21 protein-coding genes are annotated in these 21,192 nt (G+C 58.1%); 6 read left to right on the top strand and 15 right to left on the bottom strand.

Translation table 11 applies throughout. From position 1 onward, the window contains the following. Nucleotides 1–80 precede the first annotated feature (80 nt). The 8 genes from aalo17_RS08160 to aalo17_RS08195 form a co-directional block, all read right to left on the bottom strand. Entirely contained in the window at nt 81–686 is a 606-nt protein-coding gene (locus aalo17_RS08160; RefSeq protein WP_203225814.1) for a hypothetical protein, read from the bottom strand. 61 nt (nt 687–747) lie between these two features. Then, nucleotides 748–2,172, bottom strand: a complete 1,425-nt coding sequence (gatB, locus tag aalo17_RS08165; protein ID WP_067558030.1) for an Asp-tRNA(Asn)/Glu-tRNA(Gln) amidotransferase subunit GatB — start codon at nt 2,170–2,172, stop codon at nt 748–750. After that, a complete protein-coding gene (locus aalo17_RS08170) occupies nt 2,165–3,511 on the bottom strand; it encodes an amidase family protein (protein WP_067558033.1) in 1,347 nt (448 codons plus the stop codon). Before aalo17_RS08170 ends, gatB begins: the two co-directional genes overlap by 8 nt. A 1-nt stretch (nt 3,512) precedes the next feature. Beyond that, nucleotides 3,513–3,806 carry an Asp-tRNA(Asn)/Glu-tRNA(Gln) amidotransferase subunit GatC gene (gene gatC, locus aalo17_RS08175; RefSeq protein ID WP_067558037.1) on the bottom strand — a complete coding sequence of 98 codons (294 nt, stop codon included), beginning with the start codon at nt 3,804–3,806 and terminating at the stop codon, nt 3,513–3,515. A gap of 18 nt (nt 3,807–3,824) precedes the next feature. After that, nucleotides 3,825–4,895 carry a CamS family sex pheromone protein gene (locus tag aalo17_RS08180; RefSeq protein WP_067558040.1) on the bottom strand — a complete coding sequence of 357 codons (1,071 nt, stop codon included), beginning with the start codon at nt 4,893–4,895 and terminating at the stop codon, nt 3,825–3,827. Then, the gene (ligA, locus tag aalo17_RS08185; RefSeq protein ID WP_067558043.1) at nt 4,885–6,882 is read right to left on the bottom strand and encodes an NAD-dependent DNA ligase LigA; all 1,998 of its coding nucleotides are present in this window, start codon (nt 6,880–6,882) and stop codon (nt 4,885–4,887) included. The genes aalo17_RS08180 and ligA overlap by 11 nt, the downstream gene beginning before the upstream one ends. A 10-nt stretch (nt 6,883–6,892) precedes the next feature. Beyond that, nucleotides 6,893–9,043 (bottom strand): ATP-dependent helicase, encoded by a 2,151-nt coding sequence (locus tag aalo17_RS08190; protein WP_067558046.1) that lies wholly within the window; start codon nt 9,041–9,043, stop codon nt 6,893–6,895. An 88-nt stretch (nt 9,044–9,131) separates the two neighbouring features. Beyond that, a complete protein-coding gene (locus aalo17_RS08195; protein ID WP_067558049.1) occupies nt 9,132–9,566 on the bottom strand; it encodes an Rrf2 family transcriptional regulator in 435 nt (144 codons plus the stop codon). Nucleotides 9,567–9,641: 75 nt separating this feature from the next. On the opposite strand from aalo17_RS08195, the gene aalo17_RS08200 reads away from it, so the two are divergent. Together aalo17_RS08200 and aalo17_RS08205 are read left to right on the top strand one after the other, a co-directional pair. Then, on the top strand, nt 9,642–10,529 hold the full coding sequence (locus aalo17_RS08200; RefSeq protein WP_067558052.1) for an SIR2 family NAD-dependent protein deacylase: 888 nt from the start codon (nt 9,642–9,644) through the stop codon (nt 10,527–10,529). Then, nucleotides 10,526–11,317: a hypothetical protein gene (locus aalo17_RS08205; RefSeq protein WP_067558055.1), complete on the top strand. Its 792-nt coding sequence runs from the start codon at nt 10,526–10,528 to the stop codon at nt 11,315–11,317. Before aalo17_RS08200 ends, aalo17_RS08205 begins: the two co-directional genes overlap by 4 nt. A gap of 39 nt (nt 11,318–11,356) precedes the next feature. Here the strand turns inward: aalo17_RS08205 and aalo17_RS08210 are convergent, their stop codons facing one another. Beyond that, entirely contained in the window at nt 11,357–11,926 is a 570-nt protein-coding gene (locus aalo17_RS08210; protein WP_067558059.1) for a hypothetical protein, read from the bottom strand. Nucleotides 11,927–12,156: 230 nt separating this feature from the next. Between aalo17_RS08210 and aalo17_RS08215 the strand changes: the two genes are divergently transcribed. Beyond that, nucleotides 12,157–14,346, top strand: coding sequence for an LCP family protein (locus aalo17_RS08215; protein WP_067558062.1), 2,190 nt, complete (start codon nt 12,157–12,159; stop codon nt 14,344–14,346). Between the two features lie 67 nt (nt 14,347–14,413). Here the strand turns inward: aalo17_RS08215 and aalo17_RS08220 are convergent, their stop codons facing one another. Then, nucleotides 14,414–14,647 (bottom strand): hypothetical protein, encoded by a 234-nt coding sequence (locus aalo17_RS08220; RefSeq protein ID WP_067558065.1) that lies wholly within the window; start codon nt 14,645–14,647, stop codon nt 14,414–14,416. Between the two features lie 71 nt (nt 14,648–14,718). After that, a complete protein-coding gene (locus tag aalo17_RS08225) occupies nt 14,719–14,919 on the bottom strand; it encodes a hypothetical protein (RefSeq protein WP_067558068.1) in 201 nt (66 codons plus the stop codon). A 346-nt stretch (nt 14,920–15,265) separates the two neighbouring features. On the opposite strand from aalo17_RS08225, the gene aalo17_RS08235 reads away from it, so the two are divergent. Continuing rightward, complete coding sequence (locus aalo17_RS08235) at nt 15,266–15,919, top strand: lysozyme family protein (protein ID WP_067558074.1); 654 nt, start codon at nt 15,266–15,268, stop codon at nt 15,917–15,919. Between the two features lie 148 nt (nt 15,920–16,067). On the opposite strand, the gene aalo17_RS08240 is transcribed toward aalo17_RS08235, so the two are convergent. From aalo17_RS08240 to aalo17_RS08250, 3 genes are all read right to left on the bottom strand, one after another. Then, nucleotides 16,068–16,529: a dihydrofolate reductase family protein gene (locus tag aalo17_RS08240; protein WP_158507766.1), complete on the bottom strand. Its 462-nt coding sequence runs from the start codon at nt 16,527–16,529 to the stop codon at nt 16,068–16,070. Nucleotides 16,530–16,534: 5 nt separating this feature from the next. Next, complete coding sequence (locus aalo17_RS08245; RefSeq protein ID WP_067558080.1) at nt 16,535–17,710, bottom strand: hypothetical protein; 1,176 nt, start codon at nt 17,708–17,710, stop codon at nt 16,535–16,537. A gap of 136 nt (nt 17,711–17,846) precedes the next feature. Beyond that, nucleotides 17,847–18,533 carry a hypothetical protein gene (locus aalo17_RS08250; RefSeq protein ID WP_067558083.1) on the bottom strand — a complete coding sequence of 229 codons (687 nt, stop codon included), beginning with the start codon at nt 18,531–18,533 and terminating at the stop codon, nt 17,847–17,849. Between the two features lie 64 nt (nt 18,534–18,597). Between aalo17_RS08250 and aalo17_RS08255 the strand changes: the two genes are divergently transcribed. After that, nucleotides 18,598–19,479, top strand: coding sequence for a class I SAM-dependent methyltransferase (locus tag aalo17_RS08255; RefSeq protein WP_067558086.1), 882 nt, complete (start codon nt 18,598–18,600; stop codon nt 19,477–19,479). Between the two features lie 188 nt (nt 19,480–19,667). Here the strand turns inward: aalo17_RS08255 and aalo17_RS08260 are convergent, their stop codons facing one another. Next, on the bottom strand, nt 19,668–20,675 hold the full coding sequence (locus aalo17_RS08260) for a Gfo/Idh/MocA family protein (RefSeq protein WP_067558089.1): 1,008 nt from the start codon (nt 20,673–20,675) through the stop codon (nt 19,668–19,670). A 369-nt stretch (nt 20,676–21,044) separates the two neighbouring features. Here aalo17_RS08260 and aalo17_RS12430 point away from each other — a divergent pair, with 369 nt between their 5' ends. Then, the gene (locus tag aalo17_RS12430) at nt 21,045–21,173 is read left to right on the top strand and encodes a type II toxin-antitoxin system YafQ family toxin (RefSeq protein ID WP_082743325.1); all 129 of its coding nucleotides are present in this window, start codon (nt 21,045–21,047) and stop codon (nt 21,171–21,173) included. Nucleotides 21,174–21,192: the final 19 nt, after the last annotated feature.

Here is a 21,192-nt window from a genome sequence, read left to right on the forward strand (position 1 = left end):
CGCCCTGTTCTGCTGCCATCTTTTTCGGACCATTGAAAAGCCGGAACAGGTCATTGCTGTTCCGGCTGCTGATTCTATCGTCACTGCCGCACGATTTCGGAAACCAGATCGGGATCCTTGGGTTCGGAGATCACATCCACCACTTCATTGCCGGCACCGGTCTTGGTGAGCTTGAAGTAGATCTGGCCGTCCTGCGGATGGCTGTCATCCACGATCCAGTTGTAGCTGTCGATCTCGATGTCGTAGTTCTTTCCGTTTTCCGTGTTCGTGAAATATGTATCGAAGGGAAGAATGCTGTTGACAATGTCCCGTGCCTGGGTCATCGCCGCTTCCACCGTGCCTCTGTCTGCATCATCCGCCATGTTCAGGTGAATGCGCAGCGTCGCGCTTTTCAAGTTGTCCGTCACGGATTCCACACCGCCGATCCCCGACAGCTCCTGCTGGATCTGGTCGAGCTGGGACTGCTCGATTTTCGGGTTCAGGTCCCCGGAATCAAACCGGACGCCCACCACCGGCTCGTTCTGTTCTTCCATGGATGTGAGCAGCACGTAGCCGACAATCACACAGGGAATCGCAATGATGATCAGCGTGATCCAGACCAGCAGGTGGCCCTGCTTCTGCCTGGGCTGCCGGGGCGTTTTGACCTTCCGTTGTCTTTTGTTTGATGCTTTGTTCGGTTCTGCCATTGCTGCCTCCTGTCAACCGTCAGTATAGCATACTGTCACGCTGCGTGACCCTTGCGCTTTTCTAACGTTTTGCCAGTTCTTCACGAATCAGCTCATTGGTCCGCTTCGGGTTGGCGGTCCCTCTGGACTTCTTCATAACCTGGCCCACCAGAAAGCCTATGGCACGGTCCTTGCCCGCCTTGTAGTCTTCGATGGATTTCGGGTTGGCATCCAGCACTTCGGTGACGAGTGCCAGGATCGCGCCTTCATCCGTCACCTGCTTCATGCCCTTTTCCTCGACGATCTTTGCCGGTTCCTTCCCGGAAGAAAGCATGTCTTCAAACACCGTCTTGGCCTGCTTCCCGGAAATGGTGCCATCCGCCACCAGGTTCACCAGCTGCGCCAGGTGTTCCGGGGCCACCCCTGCATTGGCAAAGGTGCGGTTGTCCCGGTTCAGAGCAGCGGACAGATCCCCGATGACCCAGTTCGCGGTCTTCTTGGCGTCTTTCGCTGTCTTTGCAGCTTCCTCATAGTAGTCTGCCATGGCAGGATCGGCCACCAGGACCTGGGCATCGTATTCCCCCAGTCCATAGTCCTTCATGAACCGTGCCCGGCGGGCTGCCGGCAGCTCTTCCATGGTGTCCTGGATGTCCCGAATCCAGGCTTCATCCAGCTGGATCGGGAAAATGTTTGGTTCCGGGAAATACTTGTAGTCCACGGCCCCTTCCTTTTTCCGCATCAGCACCGTCGTCTTCTGACTCTCGTCATACCGGCGCGTGGCCTGCTCCACCCGGCCGCCTTCGTCCAGGATCCGGCTCTGCCGCTCGATTTCCGCTGCCACGGCCTTCTGCACATTGGCGATGGAGTTCAGGTTCTTGATCTCGGTCTTCGTGCCCAGGCTGTCATCTGCAGAGAGGGAAATGTTGACATCGCACCGCATGGATCCTTCTTCCATCTTGACATCCGATACGTTCAGGTACAGCAGGATCTGCCGCAGCGTATCCACATAGGCTGCGGCTTCTTCGGCCGAATGCATATCGGGACGGGACACAATTTCCACCAGGGGCACCCCGGCCCGGTTGAAGTCGATGTACGTCCCTGTTTCCCGGTGGAACTGCTTCGCGGTGTCTTCCTCCATATGGATGCGTTCGATCCGGATCCGCTTCGATCCCTCTTCTGTCTCGATCTCCACGTAGCCGTCCCGGCCGATGGGGTGAAACTGCTGCGTGATCTGGAATCCCTTGGGCAGATCGGAATAGTAGTAGTTCTTCCGGTCAAACTTCACCAGGGGATCAATGTCGCAGTGCAGGCCGGTGCAGGCCTTGATGGCCAGCCGGACAGCCTCTTTGTTCACGCTGGGCAGTGTACCGGGCATCGCCAGGTCCACCACACTCGTGCAGGTGTTCGCCGTTTCCCCGAATTTCACCGGGGCACCGGAGAACATTTTGGTCCCTGTTTTCAGCTCACAGTGGATCTCGATGCCGATGGTGGTCTTGTACTTACTCATGACTCGTTTCCTCCAGAATTTCCTCCATGCCGGCGGCGACATCAAACATCATCTGTTCCGCAAAGGGCTTTGCGGCGATTTCCACCGCAAAGGGCAGGCCGTTCTCCCGGCCCATGGGCAGAACCATGGACGGATAGCCGGTGAAGTTTGCCAGCTGCATGTGCTCTTCCACAAATTCGTCCTGGCCGAAACGCACATCACTGCTTTCCTCGAGCAGCGGGGCCACTGTCGGCGCAGCGGGACAGATCACTGCATCCACGCCGTCGAACATCTGCGCATAGGCATCGGAAATCAGCCGGCGGATCTTCTGAGCCTTCCGGAACAGGCGGTCCTGGTTTTCTTCAAACAGAGAATAGGAACCGATGACAAACCGGGCACGGACATAGCTGGAGAATCCCGCGGTCCGGGAGGCAGTCATGACATCCTCCACACTCTCCCCGGGTTTGCGGACGCCGAAACGGATGCCGTCCAGGTTGGAGTGGTTGGCGGCGGCTTCACTGTTGGCAATGGTCTTGTACACCGGGGCAATGAGGTTCATCAGCTGCTCAGGCATGGATACGTGCCCGATCTTCGCGCCGGCGGCTTCCATCTTCTTCACCAGGTCTGCAAAGGCCTGGCGGATCACGGGATCCTGCACGGCATCCGCCACAGTGTCGAACACTGCAATGGTCTTCCCTTCCAGCGAGGGATCCAGTTCGGCTTCATAGTGGCCAACGGGTTCCAGGCTGCTGGTCATGTCATGGTCATCGCGTCCGGCAAGAATCTCCAGGGCTGCGGCTGCATCCCGGACTGTGGTGGTGAAATATCCTACATGATCCAGGCTCGAGGCATAGGGAATGATCCCGTACCGGGAGATCCGCCCATAGGTGGGCTTGACGCCGATTACGCCGTTGTAGCTCGCGGGCTTCCGTACAGAATCTCCCGTGTCAGACCCGATGGCCAGCGGTGCAGCCTGTCTGGCTGCCAGGACGGCACTGCCACCGGAGGAACCGCCAGAAATCCGGTCGTGGTCCCAGGCATTGTGCACGGGTCCGGTCGCCGCATTGCGGTTGGTCCCGCCCATGCCAAGTTCGTCCATACTGGCTTTGGCCACCGGCGTGAATCCGGCTTCCTTCAGCTTCGTGACAATCGTCGCATCATACACAGGCACGTAGTTGTCCAGGATCTTGCTGCTGGCCGTGGTGCGGATCCCCTTCGTGCTGATGTTGTCCTTCAGGATCACGGGAATGCCCGTTTCCGGCGCATCGTCGATCACGGTGACCGCCGCATTGAGCTCCGGCTGCAGGTCATGGATGCGCCGCAGGCTTTCCTGCACGCTGACAGTCTGTTCAAAGGCCATGCTATTTCACCACCTTCGGGACATGCACGTGACCCATGCGGACATCGTCGGCATTGGCCAGCGCCTCCTTCTGGTCCAGGGTTTCGTTTTCCACGTCTTCCCGCAGGAAGACAGTCGGTGTCTCAAAGGGCCAGATCATGGGTTCCACACCCTCGGTGTCCACCTGCTCAAACAGATGCACCTGGGCTTCCACTGCTTCGAAGTCCTTCTTCAGGGCCTCGATCTCCTCATCCGTCAGACTGAACTTCAGGTCCGAAGCCAGTTTGCGGAAGTATTCCGTACTGAATTTCTCCATAAGATTCCTTTCGTTGCCCTATGTCGCACTCACGAATTCCAGCGTGGTGCTGCGGGCCATTCGCCGGCCCATGGCATAAGGCTGATCATTGTTGATGATCGTCACATGATATTCCACGTCTGTGTCCGTGAACGTACCGAAGCTGCTTTCGACTTTCTGTGCCGCTGCCATGACCTCCGACAGCATTTTGCCGTGTGTCGTGATTGTCAGGTCCAGCCGGGAGGGCTCACCGTTGAGCATGCGGCAGGTCCCGGTGACAAAGGTGTTGTCTGCCAGGACCGACCGGACATCATCCTTGAAGGTATTGAATTCCTGGGCCAGCTGCCCGGCCTGTTCGGTGAAGGCAGAAGACGGCACCGTCAGCGTGGTTTCCTTCACGGCGGTGAACTTGCCCCCGGTGGATCCCTGCGGATACCACCCCTCCATGACATAGCCGCCGTTGGAGGCCGCATCGCCGGAATCCAGTTCGTAGGCTGCCACAAGAATCGGGATCCGGCTGGATACTTCGTTGAACCGCTCCCGCATGTAGGTCACGAGCTTGTTCGACGTTACTTCGATGTAGCTGCGCAGCTGCTCGTCGCCGATCTTGTGCGACTCGCCGTTCTGGGTCACGCTGTCGTTGACCACCAGTGACAGGGAAATTCCCGCCAGACTGTCTGCCCGGTACCAGTCCACCTCATAAACATCCACCAGGATGATGGCTCCCTGCACCACGCCGTTTCCCGTGTCGAAGGATTCGTTGTTGTTCGGGTTCAGGCCGTTGGGGTTGTCATCCCGCAGGGTGCCCAGCAGGCCGCGGGATCCGTCCGTCGCATCCAGCTCGTCAAAATCCAGGAAGGTGTGGGTCCGGAACGTCACGTCCGAAGGCGGAAAGTATTGCCGGGACAGATCCATCAGTCCCCGCTCGGCCTCGAACCGCACATCTTCGCTGTTGAGGAGCCCGACGTGCTTGGCGGGGGTATCGGAGTTCACAAAGGGCTGCGCCGCTTCATATTCCGCCTGCACCGCGGTGGTGGAGTCTGCCTGACAGCCCGACAGGACCAGGACCCCGGTCAGCGCCAGGGACGGCAGGACGCGGCTATGCGACATGGCCTGCCTCCTGCAGGAACTCTGCTTCCGGCATCGTGGCCACGCCCAGTTCCTGTGCCTTTGCCAGCTTGCTTCCGGCTTTGTCCCCGTAGATCACCAGGTCGGTTTTCTTCGACACAGAGCCTGCGACAGTGGCGCCCAGGGACTCCAGCAGGGCCTTTGCCTCATTGCGGCTCATGCCGGATAAAGTCCCGGTCAGTACCACGGTCTTTCCTGCAAAGGGCGAGGAAACAGACGGCACTTCCTTCGGGGCCTGCACCATGTTCAGCCCGGCTTCCTTCAGGGACTGGATCAGGCCCTGGTTGGCCGGCTGGGCAAACCAGGTGGTCAGGCTCTCGGCTGTTGTGCCGCCAATGTATTTCACGGCTGCCAGCTCTTCCTTCGTGGCCGCCATGATGGCATCCATGGACCCGAAGGCATCAGCAAGCAGGCCCGCGGCTTTCCGGCCCACGAGCCGGATCCCCAGACCGAAGAGCAGGTCTGCCAGGGAACGCTGCCGGCTGCCGTCAATGTTGGCCAGGAGCTTGTCGAATCCCTTGTCGCTCCACCCGTGCAGTGCCAGGATCTCCTCCCGTTTCTCTGCCAGGTGGTAAATGTCCTGGATCGTGTCCAGCAGGTGTGCCTCATGCAGCTGGCGGACCTTCTTTTCCCCCAGCCCGTCAATGTTCATGGCTTCCCGGCTCACAAAGTGGATCAGGCTGCCCAGCACCTGTGCCGGACAGTCCGGGTTGGTGCAGAAGTGATCCGCTTCTTCCGGCAGCCGGATAAGTTCGCTGCCGCAGACAGGACACGTACCCGGGAAGACATAGGGGACCTGTGTCCCGTCCCGCCGTTCCTTCACGCTGGCAATGACCTCAGGTATGATGTCGCCGGCTTTCCGGATGATCACCGTATCCCCGATCCGCAGGTCCCGGTCCCGGATCAGGTCCTCGTTGTGCAGGCTGGCTGCAGACACGAGGGTGCCGGCCACCCGTACAGGCGTCAGCACTGCATTGGGTGTGGCCACGCCGGTCCGGCCAATGGTGAGGAAGATGTCATCCAGACGGGTCTGCACTTCCTGTGCCGGGTACTTGTAGGCAATCGCATACCGCGGGGTCTTGGCATTGAGACCCAGGGCTTCCTCCTGCTCCAGGCTGTTGACCTTGATCACCACGCCGTCGATTTCATAGGGCAGGCTGCTTCTCTTCTCCCGGGTCTTTTCGATGAATGCCCACAGTTCGTCCACCGTGTCACACACCGCAAAGTCCATGTTCACCGGGAACCCCATGGCGTGCATGGCTTCCAGGGCTCTGGCCTGTGTATTGATGCCATGCTCCAGCGCATTCTGGTACCAGTACAGGAAAATCTCCAGGTTCCGGCTGGCTGCCACGGAGGTTTCCAGATTGCGGATGGACCCCGCTGCCGCGTTGCGGGGATTGGCAAACAGCGGCAGGTGCAGGGTGGTCTGCACTTCGTTGAGCCTCTCAAAGCTCACCTTCGGCATGTAGACTTCCCCGCGGACCTCCACATGACCGGGTGCATCGATATACATGGGTACTGACCGGATGGTGCGGACATTGGCTGTCACGACCTCCCCGGTCAGTCCGTCACCCCGGGTCACCGCCCGGACAAACCGCCCATCTTCATAGTGCAGGGCCATGGCCAGGCCGTCGTACTTGCATTCCGCCACAAAGGAGGCGCCGGGAAACTCCTTCCGGACCCGCGCCACAAATTCCTCCAGCTCTTCCCGGGAAAAGATGTCTCCCAGAGACAGCATCCGTCTGGCGTGGGTATATTTCTCGAACCCCGGCAAGATCGCGCCAATGACGCGCTGTGTCGGCGAATTGGGATCCGCCAGCTCCGGGTGCCCGGCTTCCAGGTCCTCCAGCTCGTGCATAAGCCGGTCGTACTCCTGGTCTGTCACCGTGGGCGCATCCTGGATGTAGTATTCTCTCGCGTAGGTTTCCAGCTGCTTTCGCAGCTGCTGTATTCTCAGGGCTTCGTCCATTCAGCCACCGTTATCCTTTCACCTTCTGCAACGAAGGATGGTGCATGTTCAGTTTCCGCACCCCGTTGGGATGGCCGAAGGCCACCGACACAATGTCTTTCTGCACATCCGTGACCACCCCGGCGCCGTAGACTGTATGCTCCACATGGTCTCCCTTCCGCAGCCTGGTCGTGGGCTTTGGCGCACGACCGCGCGATTTCCGGCTCTGTCCCTGCGGACTTTTGTGCACCGGGTAGTTGTCCAGCGGGGTCGATTCCTGCTTCACATAGTCCTCCGGGATCTCCTGGATGAACCGGCTCGGGGTCTTGTGCCTGTCCAGCTGGAAGCTGTAGCCGCTGTTCCAGGACAGGTACAGGGCCTTCTTTGCCCGGGTCATGGCCACATACATCAGCCGGCGCTCTTCCTCCAGCCCGTCCCGGCCGGCTTCTTCCATGGCCCGCAGGGAGGGAAACACCCCTTCGTTCAGGCCCACGATGTGCACCTGTTCAAACTCCAGACCCTTGGCGGCGTGCACCGTCATCAGCGACACGGCATTGCCCGCTTCCTCGTCCCGGTCCGTGAACAGGCTCAGGTCCTGGAGATATTCCTCCAGGGTGAGGTCCGGGTTTTCCTGCAGAGCCTGCCGGATGTCAGCCTGCAGTTCCTCGATGTTCTCTTCCCTGTCTTCTTCCCGGGTGTCCTTGAGCATGGCCATGTATCCGGAATCAAAGGCCATGCGCATCATGAGTTCATCCAGCGGCACGCTTGCCCGCAGAGATTTCATTTCATCCACCAGCTCCACGAAGGGGGCGAACTTTTTCGCCGCCGCACCGGAGACTGTCTGGGGATCGCGCAGGACCTCCAGCAGGTTCAGGCCGCGGTCCGCTGCCTCCTTCTGGAGTTTTTCTACGGTCCGGGCGCCGATCCCGCGTCGGGGCACATTGATGACGCGCATCACCGCCAGGTCCAGGGACTTCTGTGCCGGATCTTCCGGATCGGGCTCCGTGATCAGCTTCAGGTAGGACAGCATGTCCTTGATCTCCTGCCGCTCATAGAACCGGATCCCGCCATAGATGCGGTACGGGATCCGCAGCTTTCCCAGCACCCGTTCAATCCCCCGGGAGAGGTAGTTGCTGCGGTAGAGCACCGCGATGTCCCGGTACTCCAGGCCCTCTTTCCGGGCCCTGGTGATGTCCCGGGCCACCTGCAGCGGTTCCTGGGATTCATCCTGTGCCTGGAATGTCTCGATTTTCCGGTCTGATTCAATGCTGGAAAAGAGGTCTTTCTCAATGCGGCCGTGATTGTGCGCGATCAGCGCGTTGGCAGCATCCAGGATGGTCTGTGACGAGCGGTAGTTCTCGTTGAGGATCACCGTGCGGGTATTGGGGAAATCCCGGGCGAAGTTCAGGATGATGTCCACCGCCGCTCCCCGCCAGGTGTAAATGGTCTGGTCCGGGTCGCCCACCACGCACAGGAACGCATCCGGGCGCTTGAGAAGCCGGATGATGTCATACTGAACCGGGTCCACGTCCTGGAATTCATCCACATGAATGTAGTCCAGGCGGTTCTGCCACTTGTCCCGCACTTCCTGATTTGTGCCAAGCAGGTGCCGGGTCTTGAGCAGCAGGTCATCGAAATCCATGGCTTTCATGTCCTCAAGCTGCCGTTCATAGAGTTCATAGGCTTTGGCTTCCGGGCCGTCGGTCTGGTCCTGCGCTTCTTCCGGGGAGTACCCGGCGGTTTTCCAGCCGGAAATCTTTCCCAGGACTGCGGATGGCGGAAACGTGGTGCGGTCCATGTCCAGTTCCTTATATATAGTGCGCAGCATGGACTTCTGGTCGTCGCCATCCAGGATCGTGAAGTTCTTCGGATAGCCGATGGCGGACGCATCCTCCCGGAGAATCCGGACACAGAGGGAGTGGATCGTGGAGATCCGGACATCCCTGGCTGCGTCCTGCAGCAGAGTCTGCAGGCGTTCCTTCATTTCCCGGGCGGCTTTGTTGGTAAAGGTTATCGCAAGGATCCGCCAGGGGAGGATCCCGTTGTCGACGAGACTGGCAATGCGTGCCATGAGCATCCGGGTCTTGCCGGACCCCGCCCCGGCAATGATCCGGACATCCTTGTCCAGTGTCAGGGCTGCTTCTTTCTGCGGGGCATTGAGGGAATCGATTACAGAGCTCATTTTCTTATCACCTCTGTCCAGTATACTATTCTGCGGCAAACTCAGGCAATTGCCCGTATGCGACAGACAGCCATCCGGACAGCGAATATCAGTGCCCGCGTGTCTGTGTCCGGCGCTCTTCGAACCGGTCCATGATGTCCTGCAGACTCACCTGTGCCATGCGGGACTCAAAGGCGTTCTGCAGGGCATCATACTGCTCCTGCAGGGCATACTGGATGTGGACACCTTCCCGGCAGTCGGGATTGGTGTGGGTATCCAGATGGAGCAGCGGCGTTTCGTGTTCCATGATCCGGTAAATGTCCAGCAGCGAGATCTCGCCGGGTGCCCTCAAAAGGACCGGATCCGCTTTCCCGCGACAGGAAGACAGGAGTCCGCCGTTGCGCAGCTGACTCATCAGCTTGCGGATATGGGCCGGGCTGCTGGCGGTGCTCTTTGCCAGCGCCTGACTGGACAGGTTGCCCTCATGCAGAGCGATCAGGACAAGAATGTGGACGGCATCAGCCGTTCGTGTGGAATACTGCATACACGACCTCCGGTTCAATAAGTTGTATTCGTTACGATTACATGATAGTCTGTTTCCGAAAAGAAGGTACCATGAATGAACAAATCTGAATACAGCAATGCAGAGTTTCTGCTGGAAAAAATCCGGGAAGCAGACGCTGTTCTGGTTGGGGCAGCCTCCGGCCTGTCCGCGGCAGACGGCAGGCGGTTCTGGTACGAAGACGATGAAGAATTCCGGAAGGTGTTTGGCCCCTTCCGCGACAAATATGGGGTGCGGTCCGCATTCGATGCGTTCTATTATCCCTACCGGACAGAAAATGAGCGGTGGGCACTGAATGCGACGCTGATCCACCACCTCTATGAGACAAAGGCCGGTCAGGTCTACAAAGACCTGAAGGTCCTGCTGCAGGACAAGCCCTGCCACATCATGACCACCAATCAGGACTTCCTGTTTTTCCAGGACTTTCCCGCAGACAAAATTTCCACCATCCAGGGCGACTGGCGCTATTTCCAGCGACAGGATGGCGGACGCATCGACCGGATATGGGACAACCGCAAAATGGTCGATGAAATGTATGCCCATCTGACGGAAGGCGGCACCTGGCTTCCGGATGAATACATTCCGAGGGATCCGGAAGACGGCAAGCCTCTCATGCCCTGGGTCCGGCATCCCGGATTCCTGGAAAAGAGCATGTACAACAGACAGTATGAAATGATCCGGAATTTCCTGGACCGCTGGAAAGGAAAGAAGATCCTGTTCCTTGAACTGGGTGTAGGCCGCATGACACCCATGTTCATCCAGGAGCCGTTCTGGCAGCTGACCTGCCAGCTTCCCTTTGCGTACTATATCTCCATCAACCCGAAAGATGCCCTGCTTCCCGAAGTTCTTGAGAACAAGGGACGGGCGATTCACGAAGGGATCGCGGAAGTCTTCCGGGATGCAGTCGAATTGAAGGAGAAAGAGCAGAAGGAGGACCGCCAATGACGCAGCACACCGTATTGGAACAGGCAGCACAGTGGCTGAAAGATGCCGACGGGATCGTCGTGTGTGCCGCCAACGGCCTCTCCATGGCAGAAGGGTTTGCGATCCTGCGGCCCAGCCCCTGGTTTGACAGCCGGTTTTCCGATTTTGTCCAGAAGTACGGGATCCGGACTCCGCTGCAGGGTCTGCAGACATCATTTCCCCGGCCCGAAGAGTTCTCCCGGTTCTACAGCAGACTCATCAGCGGGATTCACTACGACAAGCCGGTTTCACCTGTCATGGATACGCTGCACTCCATCTGCAGCCTGCACCCGACCTTTGTGCTGACAACCAATGTCGAAGACCGGTTTGTGCAGGCCGGGTTTCCGGAACAGTCGGTGTTTTACCTGGAGGGCCGCCTGACACACCGGGCAGATCACACACCACTGCAAAAGCAGGACCTGGCTGAAATCACGTCAGGTGACCAGCTGGAAACCGCCGGCTATCCTGACAGCAGGCAGTTTCAGGAAAAACTGCGGGACCTGAACCGGTTTCTGGCCGCCCATCCCCGGTTTGTCATCCTGGAACTGGGCGTTTCCGCCGGCAACGGGTTTCTGCGTCCCCTGATCAGTCAGATGCTGCAGGCATTTCCCGCCAGCCGCCTGGCAGAATTCAACCTCCAGCCCAATCCCGTGCCGGTACAGATCCGGCACCGCGTTGTGCAGGTGGACGGTGACCTGGAGCAGAATCTCGATGGCCTTGGCCGCATCCTTCTGCCGGAAGCCTCCGGATCACAGGATGGAACGTCATGAAAAAAGCCGCAGTTCGCGGCTTTTTGTTTTGTCCTGCGTTCAGAGTGTCCGTCTGCGGACAGTGAGCTGCATCTGCAGCTGCCAGGGACTCTCCCGTTCCATGAGGCCGGCATCATGCAGCTTGCGATAGGGACCGCCATAGAAGGAAACACGGGCCGACAGGATCCGCCGTTCCCTCTGCCAGGTATCCACAGAAGGGCAGAGGTCTGCGGGAACGTCTCCCACCCGGATCCCATGCACATAGACGTCATAGCCTGCCTCTGCCGGAACCAGGGTTCCGCTGAACGTATCCGGTTCATATTTCCAGCAGGGCGTGAGACTGTCTGTCTCCGGCTGATCGTACTCATCCGAAAGAGCCAGGAGTTCCGGAAACTGTCGGGAACAGGCTTCCGTGCCCGAAAGCGAAAACCGCTTCACAAAGCGGTCCGATGGCACGGCCGGCATGGATGCAGGCAGAGTCCCCTGTACACAGGGAATGCCGGAAATCTTCCAGGTGATCATGCCTGCCATGAACAGGCAGAACAGCAGCTCCACCGACTCCCGGACGGGCAGCAGGGCTGTCAGAGTCAGCAGGCAGAGAGCCTGGATCCAGTGTCTGTATAGTGTCATCTCCAGCCTCCTTTCCCGGTGAAGCACAGCCCGTAAGCTGATTCAAGTATAGCGCTTTCATGTTAAGAAAAACCGAAGTTTTTCCAAAAGAACCGGCGGCAATTCGACATTCGGAGCATTTGGCAATCCCTCTGTCATAACTGGTTCAGCCGGGTGAAGGATGCTGTCCGGTCCCGGAGCCATGTCATGCGTTACCGGTCTATGTTACTATGGAACAAGGTGATACGCATATGAAGAAACAGAAAAAAGAACGAGAAGATTCCCGGGACCTGTCCGGGGATCTGGAACATAATACCGGAGCGGCTACACAGGCAGCCACCGATGAAACGGTAAGCCCGGATTCGGAGCGGACCTACACCCTGCACACAGAACTGGCAGGTGATCCGGCCGGGACAGAACCGGAGGATCCCTTTGCTGGAACAGAAGGCGCCAGCGAGCATTTCCGCACGAAAGACTCCCGGACAGGCGGACGCAAAACCGCCAGGACCCCGCAGAAGCCAACGGAAGGCCGCAAGTGGCCGGATTTCCTGCTGTGGGGACTGGCCACGCTGCTCTCTGTCCTCTTTTCCCTGCTTCTCTACCAGATGGGTATGCTCACCATCCAGATTCTGGTGTGCATCTGTGTCATCCTGCTGCTCACGGACCTGATCCTGCTGATCCTGCTCCTGCGGCGCACGCAGGTGCGCTGGACCACCTGGGTCTGGCGGGTGTTTGCGGTGATCATGAGCGCCTGTCTGGCCTTCGGCAGCTTCACGATCTACAACACATGGAATGCTCTGAGCACCATCACCGGCAGCAATGCTTCGTCCGCTACCCTGAAAGTGGACCTGCTGGTGCCGGCAGATTCGGGAGTGTCGAAGGTCACGGATCTCGTCCGGAAAAAAGTGGGGTATTCCACCCGGGCGGATGAAACCGTGGTGGCCTATGCCCTGAACCAGATCAGCACGCAGATCAACGAAGTGGAGTATGTGGATTACAGCGACTACAGCCAGCTTTATGACGACCTGCGGGATGGTACGATCGATGCCATGCTGCTGCCGGCCACGCGGTACAACCTGCTGCAGGAACAGTACAAGGATCTGAAGAAGGACACAAAGGCCATCGCCCAGTATGAAACCACCCGGACGCTGACCCCCACCTCCAATTCCGCGCTGGACATTTCCCGGGAACCCTTTGTGGTGTATGTGGCAGGGATCGACGCGGGAGACGACCCCTCCATTGACGGACGCAGCGACGTGAACATCCTGGTCATGGTGGACCCGGTCAACAACTCCATGACGACGGTCTCCGTGCCCCGGGACAGCTATGTCCCCAACCCGGCCTACAACAATGGATCGGATAAACTGACCCATCTGGGCAATGACGGGGCGGACAATTCCATCCTCGGGCTGGAGGAAGCCTTCGGGATTGAAATCGACTACTATGCCAAGGTGAATTTCCAGTCCCTGATCCACATCGTGGATGCCCTGGGCGGCGTGGAAGTGGATGTGAAGCTGGACTTCACGGAACAGGACGAAAACCGGTCCTTCAAGAAGGATGACCTGATCACGCTGAAAAAAGGAAAGCAGGTCCTCAACGGCAAGGAAGCCCTCGCCTATGCCAGGCACCGGAAGACCGCCGGCTACGGCACGACCGGACGGGAAAATGCCCAGCAGGACATCATCCGGGCGATCATGAAAAAGCTCACCACCGCCGAAGGCATCTCACGGATCAACCAGCTCATGGAAGCGGCACAAAAATATGTGGCCACTGACATGCCGCTGCCGGCAATCCAGAAATTCATTTCCCAGCAGCTGAAAAACGTGCAGCCCTGGACAGTGGATTCCATGACGCTCAAGGGCGGCGCCGATGCCACCCTGACCACGGTATCCATGCCCTCTTTGCCCCTGTCCTGCTACCTGCTGTCACCGGAGGACATCACCAAGGTATACAATGCCTATGCCCGGATGTTCGACGACACGAAGATGAAGGCCTTCAGCTTCGACCTGACAAAGGATCCGCAGCCCAAAATCACCTATGCGGTGGAACAGGAAGTCAGCGAATACATGATCACGTCGGCAGATGCGGACCGACTGAGTCCTTACTCCGTCTATTACGGCATTGACCGCGTGGATTCCAGTTCGGCGGACCGCAGCGAGACCCGGGCACAGGAAAATGCCATCGACATCGTGGTGCCCAGCTACACCCCGCCAGTCTATGTTCCCGAATACGTGGATCCGGGTCCCTCCTATACGGAACCCGTCACCCCTGCACCCTCACCTTCACCCGAACCGGAACCGGCACCAGCGCCGGAACCGGAACCGACACCGACTCCCACGCCTGACCCCACTCCCACACCGGATCCGACTCCCACGCCCGATTCCGGTACTTCCGGCGGATCGGGAACGGATACCGCTGCAGTCGGCGAAGGAACAGACTGACAGCCACTGCACACTACAGAAAGCCCTCCGGCCACTGGACCGGAGGGCTTTCTTTCTGTATGGGATTTCAGTCCAGACGGATATCCTGGTCCTGATACGCAGGATTGGAAAGGACGACTGCATCCGGTCCTTCAAACAGGGCCTGTGCCTCCCCGTTTCCCTGCAGCTGCCAGAGCAGCCATGCTGTGACATAGCCATCGGCAGCATCCAGCATATCGCCGTGGGCTGTGTCTTTCCGCCGCATCGCCGCAGAGGAACCGGCCAGCCGGTTCTGGATTTCCTTCAGCTGGTCCCCGGTCACGACCCAGCCATCCCCGCCGCCGGCAGTCTGTCAGGCAGATCCTGGCTTTCATCGGCGACGGCTTTTGGATACTATACTTCATGCTTTGAAAAATTCTGCATGGCTGTCTGTTCAAATTCCGCCGTTTCAAAGGGCCCGTTTTCCAGGTATCTCTGCCCGGCCTTCACAGTTTTCTGATAATCCGGCGACACGGCCGGCCTGTTCTTCAGCAGATCCGGAGACAGGCCAGGGGCTGCAGCCAGAACAGACAGGATGGCCAGAATGACTTTCATGGTTTTTTCATTGCGCCTGCACAAGACTGCAGGCAGACCAGGTTTTCCGGCAGTCTGGATGGCAGTCTCAGTCCTTGCCCATGATAAAAACGGAACAAAATCCGGTCAAGACACACGGCTGCCCGAGGGAAAAATGATACGGTACTCCGGCTGTGTCCCGGCTCATGTCTGCCAGATCTGGCTGCTGTCATGAGACAACAGACCGGTCTGTTCCGGTTCATGGAACCGTTTACCGTCACTTTATGATGCATTTGTAAGACACACTCCTGCTTTTGCGGTATTTTTTTGACAATTGTGCCAATGTTTCACGGTATTATGGAACAGAAAGCGGAAAGGGGGACTGCTTATGTCAAAACAGCTGCCGCCACTGCCGGACGGCCGTGCATCCAGGATCCGCGTCAGGCGCCGCCTGCGCCGGGACAGACTGACCGCCCTGCTGCTGGTCATGCTGGTCGCAGTCGCCGGATTCCATACACTGGAACAGTTCTTTGTCCATGACACCTATGCCTTCATTTCTCCGGAAAGCGAAGCGGTGAACCATGAACCCATGATTGCCGACTACGCCGCCCGGTATGGCATCCAGGACTACAAGCCCTGGCTGGTGGCCATCGTGGATGTGGAGTCCGGCGGACAGGGCGAAGATGTCATGCAGTCCAGCGAGTCCCTGGGACTGGACCCCAATTCCCTGACCACCGAGCAGAGCATTGACCAGGGCTGTTCCTACTTTGCCACGCTGCTCGACAAGGCACAAACCCTTGGCGTGGATTTCAATGCCGTGCTCCAGGCCTACAATTACGGAGCCGGCTATCTGGACTATGTGGCAGTCCATGGAGGCATCCACACACAGGAACTCGCGGAATCCTTCGCAAAGGAGCAGTCCAGCGGCAAGACAAAAACCTACATGAATCCCGTGGCCATCAAGGCCAACGGCGGCTGGCGCTACGACTACGGCAACATGTTCTACGTGACCCTGGTCCACAATGCCGTCGATTCTCTGTAATCCCCACCCGGTTCTCTTCACAGATCCGGGTGTTTTTCTGTCCGCCTTTCACGATTGCCCTATCTTGCCGCTGCCATGGCAGTACCGTCTCTTCTGTCTGACGCTCTCTCTGGCCAGGCAGTGAACAAAGACAAAAAACTGCGCCCAGTCAGCGCAGTCTTTCATAACTCAGGCAGACAAGCCCGTCGCTCTCGGATACCCGCTTCAGTGTCAGGGGCATCGACGGGATACCGGCCTTGAACAGACGGACCTGTGAGCCCCGGAGTTCCGGGACGACCACCAGTTCATACTCGTCTATGAGGTCGGCCTTCATCAGCTTGTGGATGGTCTTCGGGCCGGCACAGATCCAGATGGTCTTCCCTTCCTGGTCCTTCAGCGCCCGCAGGCACTCCGCCGCATCCCGGGTGTCAAACTGCACCCCGGTCGAATGCCTGACGGGACGCGGACTCAGCACCGTGATCTGACCGTTCGCATCCAGCCCCGGCTCCAGTTTTTCCCAGACATGAGTGTCGAAGAGGAACGACTGCCCTCTGGTATCCGGCAGCCAGTCCATCTCATCCAGCAGGCAGCCATCCAGGGATACAGCGGTGAATAATCTGGCTTTCCTCACCGGCATCACCTCTGGGGCACGAATCCCGACTGACGGATGCAGTCCTTCAGGTACGGCACATACTTGTCGCTGTTGGCAATCGCATGAATATACAAGTGGTCTTCGTCTTTGCGGATCACGGCTTCGACCACCGCAAACCCGTCTTCTTCCCAGTCATCCATCCACAGCATGCCGCCTTCTTCCATGTGCGGTTCCTGGTCCATGACCTGGGCTTTGTCCGTCAGGATATGGTCATCCTTCGATGCCTGGATCAGCCACGACCATTCCCCTTCCTCCTTGTAGGGAGCCATGAGGTTGACGGAATTCGTCACGGGATCGAAGCTGCGTTCAGCTGCACCCGGGGCCACGACCTGACAGTCCGCAAAGAGGTGATAGACATCCCGGCTTCGGTACTGCACCGCCGGACCCGCCATTTTCGGGCAGTCCTTCAGACGGTCTTCCCGTCCCAGCAGGTTGATCAGCAGAAAATACGTGTCCACCGGCAACGGCAGGGCCGGGTCCTTCTCATGGGCAATCTCCAGATAGTCGCAGATCTCGTTGGCGGTCTTGATCGTCGCATCGTTCATCACCGTGTATTCGCCCACGCCTTCCTTCGCCAGCAGGGTCAGAGCCGCATTGCGATAGAACCGGGCATCCCGGTCCCAGTCATTCCAGACATAGAAGTAATCCATCAGGTCGTGCAGCTCCATGGACTGGAATTCCTTCTTTGACAGCGGCCCCCGGCTGGTCAGGATCTCGTCGTCCTCCGCCTTCGGCAGGAAATACGTCTCGTCATACAGGTAGTTTTTCCGCCGGAAATCCGGATCCGTCAGGATCAGGTTCCGGATGTAATCCAGCTCGTTTTCATAGACATGGTGCAGACGGTGGAAATCTTCGTCGTTCGCGTATTCCAGGTCGTCAATCAGCTCGTATTTCCCCGGCTGTTCCTCTTCGATGTCCTTGAAGATATCCACACAGAAGGCATGGAAGCCCGCCCCCGCATGCCGGGTGTTGGCTGTGAGTGTCACATCCCGGTCTTCCTCCGTCACCAGGATCTTGCCCTGGGGGCACACCAGGATTTCCACGGCATCCCCGCGTTCCTCCGCCTGGATGCCTTCCCGTTCGCAGATCGCGCCAATGATCTGATACAGTTCTTCTATTTCCTTCGGACTCCGGTCCCTGCAAATCAGCTGTACAAACATGCTGTCTCCTTCTTTCTTCTTCCGGGCCTCCTGCAGAAGCGCCCGTTATTCTGTGCCTGCAGTCTCACCACTGCCGGTGCGGGTCAATCCGCCCAATCCTGCAGCCAATGAAAAAGACAGGATTCTGCTTCCTGCCTTACTGGTCCGTGACTGCCACCACACGCCACACGCTGGCGGGTTCTCCCGCCTCGCGGGCCCCGGTGACATCCGCCTGGTCCACATAATGCACATCATCCATTCTGATTATCGTGCATTTGGCGGAAGTTTTGAATTCAGATGAATCCGGGCTGTCGGCGTAGGTGAGTGCGACCGTCCAGCTGTACCCGGGATACGTCTGGTCCATGTACGTGACCTCTTCCTGTTTTTGGGAAGTCAGTTCCACGTTCGTGACCTCCGGCAGGGCACCCGGTCCCTGTTTGCTGCGGATGACAGGCAGGACATGATAGTAGTAATACTTTGCGTATTCCCGGAAGGCGTCTGCACTCGCGGAAGGGATCATGTCCATGCCCCCCACATCCCCCTCTTCTTCCTTGTTGGAGAGCGTGAAAAAGTCCGCCAGGAAATACGTGGCTGCCGCCTTCGCCTGATCTGCCTCATTCTGGGACAGCGAAGCGCTCAGGGCATCGTAGGTCCCGGCAATGTACTTCGTGGGATTTGCCGGGGCAAAATACGAGGGATTTTCCTTTACGGTGTAGGTTTTGGTTTCCTGCCGGAGTTCTTCTTCCTGCTTTGTGTCCTGCTGCGGTGTCAGCTTGGAGCAGCCGGTCAGAAGCAGGGCAGACAGGGCGAGATACGCCAGCGGTTTCAGTCGATTTCTTTGCACGGTGTGATTATATCATGTCCAAAGCAAGTACAATAGAAGACAGAAACAAAGGATGTGAAGGAACATGAACCAGATCGCCAACGGCTGGGAAGAATACGAAGTCATTGATACAGGTAACCGGGAGAAGCTCGAGCGCTGGAACAAAGTCGTCCTGCGCCGGCCGGATCCCGTGGCCATCTGGCCGATCCGCAGCGAAGGAGAATGGAATCGTGCCGACGCTGTCTACCATCGGTCGAACAAAGGCGGCGGGTACTGGGAAACGAAAAAACCGGTGAAGGAAAACTGGACCATCGGCTACCGGGACCTGCGCTTCAAGATCTCCCCCACGGGATTCAAGCACACCGGGCTGTTCCCGGAACAGGCTGCCAACTGGGATTTCACCATGGAGGCCATCCGGGAGAGAAAAGCGAAATCGGACAACCCCGTGCGGATCCTGAACCTCTTTGCCTACACCGGCGGAGCCACCATGGCGGCCTCCAGAGCGGGAGCAGATGAAGTCGTGCACGTGGATGCGTCGAAGGGCATCGTGGCCTGGGCCAAGGAGAACATGCATATCAACCACCTGGAAGACCACACGATCCGGTTCATCGTGGACGATGTGCTGAAGTTCGTAAAGCGGGAAATCCGCCGGGGCCGCAAATATGACGGCATCATTATGGATCCGCCTTCCTATGGCCGGGGACCGAACCAGGAGCTCTGGAAGCTGGAAGACCAGCTGTACGAACTCGTCAGCGAGTGCGCCAGGCTGCTCAGCGATGACCCGCTGTTTTTCCTCGTCAACTGCTACACCACGGGATTTCCCCTGTCAGCCATGAAAGAAACGCTGACCCGGGTGCTGGTGGATACACGCGGGGGCAGCGTGGAAGTCGGGGAAAACCTGCTGCCGGTCACAAAAGGCGGTGTTCTGCCCTGCGGCATTTTCGGTCGCTGGACACCGAAACAGTGATCCGCAAAAATCAATCATGATCCGCTGCCCTGCCTGGTGTATCTTAGCCGGCAGGGCTTTTTCTCTGTATGGGGATGGCCCCTCCACTGCCACCCGTGCAGGTGTCTGCCTCGAACGAAAAAGACCGCCCGCAGGCAGTCTCCAGACCCATGGTCTTCCACCGGATCCGGCATATGCCTCGCGGACAGTCAGTGGCCCGTCTCCGACGGAAACTCGATTCCCCACTCCTTCCGGATATCCGTCAGGATCTTCATTACGGATTTGGCCCGCAGCAGCCCTTCCGGCCGGCGTTCCTGTGAAATGGCTTCCTCCATTTCCGCTGCTTCGTACTCCAGCGCCTTCTCCGCATTACCGCAGCGGATCTCCTCCGTCCTGCCATCTGCATAACAGAGAATGGCATGGTCGGCCCGTGGGAATCCGTTGTCGACCCCTTCCTCGCGCTGGATCCCGTTCACCAGGATATACCCTTTTTCCAGACACAGCACCGCCTGTTCCGGCATCATGCAGTCCAGCGACAGAGCGATCGTGCCGATCTGGTTCCGGTCGTTCTGGACAATGATGGCACTCGTGTCATCCACCCCCGTCGAAGCCCGGGACACACACGTCCGGATGGTTTCCGGCGTGCCGTCCAGATACAGGCAGAGAAAGCTCACGGCGTACAGACCAATGTCCATCAGCGCCCCACCACCCAGGTCCAGGGAATAGAAGCGGCTCTTTGGATCAAAGGATTTCTGAATGCCATAAGACACCTGGATCATTTTCAGCCGGCCCAGCTTCCCGGATTCCATCACTTCCCGGATTTTCCGATAGAGCGGCATATGAAGCAGCGTGGTTCCGTCCATGAGCACAAGGCCCTTCTCTTCCGCCAGATCCAGACAGTGGCTGAACTGCCGGTCATTGAGACCCAGCGGCTTTTCGCAGAATACATGTTTTCCTGCCTGCAGCGCCGCCACGGTTTCCTGTTCGTGGACTTCGTTGGGCGTACCGATGTAGAGAATGTCCGCATCGCTGTCTGCGAGCATGGCCTCCAGCGAAGGATAGACGGTTCTGATTCCGTACTTGTCCGCTGCCTCTTTCGCACCCTCCTCGTCGATGGAAAAAATGCCGGTGATTTCATGTCCCGTGTCCTGCAGCGCCTGCGCCATCTGTGTGCTGATCCAGCCGGATCCCGTGATCGCCCATTTGTACTTTTGCATTGTGTTCTCCTTTGTGTCTGATGATAAAGAAGCCCTTTTCCAGACTCTCCCTGACGCCGATACTGTATCCGGCGTACCAAAGCGCTTTCAAGGCAGGTGACCGCATGGAATTCCGGTGTTTCGCCGATGGTGGAACAGAAGCTGGAACAGGGGAGTGACCGGCATCGAACCATTGGGGGCAGGCAGAATACACCCTGAACGCAACGGTACAGGCAGCCGCAAACAACTGCCTGTGCCGTTGAGATACATCCTGTAGCATCTCCAGTTGAAACAACGATCATGGCGAAACAGATTGACATTTATATACATATCAATCTTTTCTCTATACAATGCATGATATTTTAAAACCAGATAAGATGGATTCCCTGTATGAGTGGAACTCTGCCCGCCGAAAAGCACCGGGATCACAGTCTTTCCGGCAACTGGGCGGGTTTTCGGGAGTGCCATCTTCTTCCCGAGTGGCTTCAACCCCCTTTCATGCCCTGCTGTCATATATGAATATCCATATCAGGCATTT

The sequence above is a fragment of the Faecalibaculum rodentium genome, assembly GCF_001564455.1.
Classification (GTDB): domain Bacteria; phylum Bacillota_I; class Bacilli_A; order Erysipelotrichales; family Erysipelotrichaceae; genus Faecalibaculum; species Faecalibaculum rodentium.

Excerpts from the sequence above, each read along its gene's own strand:
- aalo17_RS08160 (WP_203225814.1), bottom strand. The coding sequence starts at position 686 with ATGGCAGAACCGAACAAAGCATCAAACAAAAGACAACGGAAGGTCAAA.
- gatB (WP_067558030.1), bottom strand. The coding sequence starts at position 2,172 with ATGAGTAAGTACAAGACCACCATCGGCATCGAGATCCACTGTGAGCTG.
- aalo17_RS08170 (WP_067558033.1), bottom strand. The coding sequence starts at position 3,511 with ATGGCCTTTGAACAGACTGTCAGCGTGCAGGAAAGCCTGCGGCGCATC.
- gatC (WP_067558037.1), bottom strand. The coding sequence starts at position 3,806 with ATGGAGAAATTCAGTACGGAATACTTCCGCAAACTGGCTTCGGACCTG.
- aalo17_RS08180 (WP_067558040.1), bottom strand. The coding sequence starts at position 4,895 with ATGTCGCATAGCCGCGTCCTGCCGTCCCTGGCGCTGACCGGGGTCCTG.
- ligA (WP_067558043.1), bottom strand. The coding sequence starts at position 6,882 with ATGGACGAAGCCCTGAGAATACAGCAGCTGCGAAAGCAGCTGGAAACC.
- aalo17_RS08190 (WP_067558046.1), bottom strand. The coding sequence starts at position 9,043 with ATGAGCTCTGTAATCGATTCCCTCAATGCCCCGCAGAAAGAAGCAGCC.
- aalo17_RS08195 (WP_067558049.1), bottom strand. The coding sequence starts at position 9,566 with ATGCAGTATTCCACACGAACGGCTGATGCCGTCCACATTCTTGTCCTG.
- aalo17_RS08200 (WP_067558052.1), top strand. The coding sequence starts at position 9,642 with ATGAACAAATCTGAATACAGCAATGCAGAGTTTCTGCTGGAAAAAATC.
- aalo17_RS08205 (WP_067558055.1), top strand. The coding sequence starts at position 10,526 with ATGACGCAGCACACCGTATTGGAACAGGCAGCACAGTGGCTGAAAGAT.
- aalo17_RS08210 (WP_067558059.1), bottom strand. The coding sequence starts at position 11,926 with ATGACACTATACAGACACTGGATCCAGGCTCTCTGCCTGCTGACTCTG.
- aalo17_RS08215 (WP_067558062.1), top strand. The coding sequence starts at position 12,157 with ATGAAGAAACAGAAAAAAGAACGAGAAGATTCCCGGGACCTGTCCGGG.
- aalo17_RS08225 (WP_067558068.1), bottom strand. The coding sequence starts at position 14,919 with ATGAAAGTCATTCTGGCCATCCTGTCTGTTCTGGCTGCAGCCCCTGGC.
- aalo17_RS08235 (WP_067558074.1), top strand. The coding sequence starts at position 15,266 with ATGTCAAAACAGCTGCCGCCACTGCCGGACGGCCGTGCATCCAGGATC.
- aalo17_RS08245 (WP_067558080.1), bottom strand. The coding sequence starts at position 17,710 with ATGTTTGTACAGCTGATTTGCAGGGACCGGAGTCCGAAGGAAATAGAA.
- aalo17_RS08255 (WP_067558086.1), top strand. The coding sequence starts at position 18,598 with ATGAACCAGATCGCCAACGGCTGGGAAGAATACGAAGTCATTGATACA.
- aalo17_RS08260 (WP_067558089.1), bottom strand. The coding sequence starts at position 20,675 with ATGCAAAAGTACAAATGGGCGATCACGGGATCCGGCTGGATCAGCACA.
- aalo17_RS12430 (WP_082743325.1), top strand. The coding sequence starts at position 21,045 with ATGAGTGGAACTCTGCCCGCCGAAAAGCACCGGGATCACAGTCTTTCC.